At 47.3% G+C, this 4,654-nt stretch carries 3 protein-coding genes and 1 pseudogene; all 4 read left to right on the top strand.

Features of this window, described 5'->3' with window-relative positions; all coding sequences use genetic code 11:
* Positions 1-248 precede the first annotated feature (248 nt).
* Positions 249-2,150, top strand: coding sequence for a 1-deoxy-D-xylulose-5-phosphate synthase (gene dxs, locus QZ135_RS24485; protein ID WP_294615696.1), 1,902 nt, complete (start codon positions 249-251; stop codon positions 2,148-2,150).
* A gap of 4 nt (positions 2,151-2,154) precedes the next feature.
* Entirely contained in the window at positions 2,155-2,994 is an 840-nt protein-coding gene (locus QZ135_RS24480; protein ID WP_294615695.1) for a Bro-N domain-containing protein, read from the top strand.
* 10 nt (positions 2,995-3,004) lie between these two features.
* The gene (trkA, locus tag QZ135_RS24475) at positions 3,005-4,345 is read left to right on the top strand and encodes a Trk system potassium transporter TrkA (protein ID WP_025834877.1); all 1,341 of its coding nucleotides are present in this window, start codon (positions 3,005-3,007) and stop codon (positions 4,343-4,345) included.
* Positions 4,346-4,467: 122 nt separating this feature from the next.
* Positions 4,468-4,654: pseudogene (locus QZ135_RS24470) on the top strand (TrkH family potassium uptake protein); the annotation flags it as partial.

The raw sequence follows: 4,654 nt of genomic DNA, 5'->3' as shown, positions 1-4,654 counted from the left end.
TGAATAATAAGATGCAAGGAAAATATTAGTTGTTAGCACACGAGAGATTAGTTTCTTGCAAGCACAGGAATAGTTTTCAGTACCCCGCAACTCAATTGCCAGCGAGCCACCTTTTCTTCCATGATAAACCGCACCTCACGAAGCATCTTAGAAGTTAAAGAGCAAGGGATTGAGTTTTTTTTCCCGAAAAAGGAAATGCCTTCCGTTTTCTTTTACTAATTTTGCAATTTGTAATCCTCAGAACAGAGATGAAGACAGAATCAACAACATATAACTTGCTAAATTCTATTTTTGGCCCCGAAGACCTGCGAAAACTTAGTGTTGAGCAACTTCCAGAAGTATGCAAAGAATTGCGGCAGGACATTATAAAAGAGGTCTCGTGCAATCCGGGACACTTTGCAGCCAGTTTAGGGACGGTAGAGTTGACCGTCGCCCTGCATTATGTATTTAATACCCCCTACGACCGCATTGTGTGGGACGTAGGCCATCAGGCTTACGGCCATAAGATACTGACCGGACGCCGGGAAACATTTTCCACAAACCGGAAGTTCAAGGGTATCCGCCCCTTCCCCTCTCCCGATGAAAGCGATTATGACACTTTTACTTGCGGGCATGCGTCCAATTCCATTTCGGCGGCACTCGGTATGGCTGTAGCTGCAGAAGAAAAGGGAGAAAAAGACCGTCATGTAGTTGCCGTAATAGGCGACGGCAGCATGAGCGGCGGGCTGGCATTTGAGGGCTTGAACAATGCTTCGGCAAGTTCCAACAATCTGCTTATCATCTTGAATGATAATGACATGGCTATAGACCGGAGCGTAGGCGGTATGAAGCAGTATCTGTTCAACCTGACCACCTCGAACCGGTACAATCAACTTCGCTTCAATGTCTCCAAGATGTTATTCAAAGTAGGTATCCTCAACGAGGACCGCCGCAAGGCACTCATTCGCTTCGGAAACAGTCTGAAGTCGATAGCCGCCCAGCAACAAAACATCTTCGAAGGAATGAACATCCGCTACTTTGGCCCCGTCAACGGACACGACGTTAAGAATATCGCACGGATTCTGAGGGATATCAAGGACATGAAAGGTCCGAAAATACTGCATCTGCACACTATCAAAGGAAAAGGCTTCAAGCCTGCCGAAATAGCACCGGGCATCTGGCATGCACCGGGCAAGTTCGACCCCGAAACAGGTGAACGCTTCACAACGGACACACACAATCTGCCCCCACTCTATCAGGATGTGTTCGGCGAAACCCTTGTGGAACTCGCCAAACAGAACCCACGCATTGTTGGTGTCACCCCTGCCATGCCTACAGGCTGCTCCATGAATATGTTGATGCAGGCCATGCCCGACCGTGCCTTCGATGTCGGTATTGCCGAAGGCCATGCAGCCACCTTCTCGGGAGGTATGGCAAAGGAGGGAATGCAGCCATTCTGCAACATCTATTCCTCGTTCATGCAGCGTGCTTACGACAATGTGATTCATGATATTGCCATCCTCAAACTTCCCGTCGTGCTCTGCCTCGACCGCGCCGGACTGGTAGGTGAAGACGGACCGACACACCATGGTGTGTTCGACTTGGCATACTTCCGCCCTATCCCCAACCTGACCATATCCTCGCCCATGAACGAGCATGAATTACGTCGCCTGATGTACACGGCACAACTGCCGGACAAGGGCCCGTTCGTCATCCGTTATCCACGTGGACGGGGTGTGCTGACGGACTGGCAGTGCCCGTTGGAAGAAATACCCGTAGGCAAAGGGCGCAAGTTGAAAGACGGTAAAGACATTGCCGTCATCACACTCGGTCCGATAGGTAACGTCGCCGAAAAAGCCATAGAACGGGCAGAAAAAGAAAAGAACATCTCAATAGCACATTATGACCTGCGTTTCCTCAAGCCGTTGGACGAGGAGATGCTGCACGAAATAGGACGCTCATTTTCCCGCATAGTCACCATTGAGGACGGCATACGGAAAGGTGGTATGGGTACTGCCATCCTGGAATTTATGTCGGACAATGGATATACGCCGCACGTAGAACGTATAGGTGTACCGGATAAGTTTATTGAACACGGAACGGTACAACAGTTGCACCACTTGTGCGGAATGGATGAAGAAGGAATAATGGCTGCGATAAAACATATATAATATTATGACAAAGAAAGAAGCCATTAAGGTTTTTGAAGAGAAAAAAGTACGCACGGTTTGGGATGACGAGACGGAAGAGTGGTACTTTTCGGTGATTGATGTGATAGAGGTTCTGACAGGAAGTTCCAATCCCAGAAGATATTGGAGTGACTTGAAAGCCAAGTTAGAAAGGGAAGGAAGCCAACTGTACGCTAATATCGTACAGTTAAAAATGTTGTCTACAGATGGTAAAATGAGACAGACTGACGTAATGACTACCGAGCAAATGTTTCGCCTCATTCAATCCGTACCTTCTCCCAAAGCCGAACCGTTTAAGCTCTGGATGGCTCAGGTAGCCAAAGAACGTCTGGAAGAAATGCAAGACCCTGAACTCACCATTCAGCGCTCCATGATGGAATACAAAGCCTTAGGTTATTCGGACAACTGGATAAACCAGCGTTTGAAAAGTATTGAGATACGTAAAGAACTAACAGATGAATGGAAACGTTGTGGCCTGGAAGAGGGAACGCAGTTTGCCACTTTAACGGACATCCTTTATCAGACTTGGGCTGATAAAACCACCAAAGAGTACAAGCGCTTCAAAGGTTTGAAGAAAGAGAACCTACGGGATAACATGACTAATAAAGAATTGGTATTGAATATGTTGGCAGAGCTTTCAACCAAAGAAATCTCAGAAGTCAGCAACCCGGAGAATTTTGATGCACATAAAGATGTTGCCCGCCGTGGCGGAAACATTGCCCGCGAAGCAAGAATCAGGTTGGAAGAAGAAACGGGACAAGCCGTCATCTCTCCTCTGAATGCAAAAACAGTTTTGGAATTAAAACAAAACAACGATATAGAGTAAAAGAAAAGCAATGAAAATCATTATTGCCGGTGCCGGCGCAGTAGGCACACACTTGGCAAAATTGCTGTCCCGCGAGAAACAGGACATCATACTGATGGACGACAACGAGGAAAGGTTGAGTACGCTCAGTTCCAACTTCGACTTGATGACGGTTACGGCATCGCCTACTTCCATTCAGGGATTGAAGGAGGTAGGAGCTAAAGAGGCGGACTTGTTTATAGCCGTCACTCCTGATGAAAGTCGTAACATAACCGCTTGCATGCTCGCCACCAACCTGGGTGCGAAGAAAACCGTTGCCCGTATTGACAATTACGAATATCTACTACCTAAAAATAAGGAATTCTTCCAGAAACTGGGCGTTGACTCGCTGATTTATCCCGAAATGCTTGCAGCCAAAGAAATCGTATCTTCCATACGTATGAGCTGGGTGCGCCAGTGGTGGGAGTTCTGTGGCGGGTCACTGATACTTATCGGCACCAAGATGCGCGAAAAAGCGGAGATATTGGATATTCCCCTGCACCAGCTTGCCGGAACAGACAAACCTTATCATGTGGTAGCCATCAAACGGGGTAACGAAACACTTATCCCCCGCGGTGACGATGTAATCAAACTGCACGATATTGTTTACTTCACCACCACCCGCAAGTACGTACCTTATATACGTAAGATAGCCGGCAAGGAAGATTATGCCGACGTGCGCAACGTGATGATTATGGGTGGAAGCCGCATTGCCGTGCGCACCGCACAATATGTGCCCGACTATATGCAGGTGAAAATTATAGATAATGACCTGAACCGTTGCAACCGCCTGACGGAAATTCTGGACGACAAAGTGATGATTATCAACGGAGACGGACGGGACATGGACCTGCTGATTGAAGAAGGCCTGAAAAACACGGAGGCTTTCGTTGCCCTGACCGATAACTCGGAAACGAACATTCTTTCCTGCCTTGCCGCCAAGCGCATGGGCGTCAGTAAGACGGTGGCGGAAGTGGAAAACATTGATTATATAGGTATGGCGGAAAGCCTCGACATCGGCACGGTAATCAACAAGAAAATGATTACTGCCAGCCACATCTACCAGATGATGCTGGATGCTGACGTCAGCAATGTGAAGTGCCTGACTTTTGCCAATGCCGACGTTGCGGAATTCACCGTGAAAGCCGGTTCCAAAATCACTAAACATCAGGTGAAAGACCTCGGATTGCCGAAGGGAACCACCATCGGAGGATTAATCCGCCAGGGCGAAGGTGTTGTGGTAATGGGTAATACGCAGATATTACCGGGCGACCATGTAGTGGTATTCTGCCTGAATATGATGATTAAGAAGATTGAGAAATACTTTAATTGAATGAAAAACAAAAAAATGAAGAACAAAGAAATGAAGAACTAAAAATGAAGAATGAAGAATTGACCTGCGGTATGAGGGCGTATTCTTCATTCCTCATTCTTCATTCTTCATTAATATATGATATGATTAATTTCAAAACGGTTATACGGATTATCGGCATCCTCCTGTTGCTGGAGACGGTGATGCTGTTGATTTGCTCGGGTGTTTCATTCTATTATCAGGATGAAGCTCTGGTGGACTTCTGGGTATCGGCAGGTATCACAGCAGGCGTCGGACTGCTTCTGGCAATCCTGGGTAAAGGCGGTAACC

It is taken from the genome of uncultured Bacteroides sp. (assembly GCF_905207245.1).
Classification (GTDB): domain Bacteria; phylum Bacteroidota; class Bacteroidia; order Bacteroidales; family Bacteroidaceae; genus Bacteroides.
The sequence above is the reverse complement of the archived record's forward strand: the minus strand, read 5'-3'. Positions and strand labels throughout refer to the sequence as shown.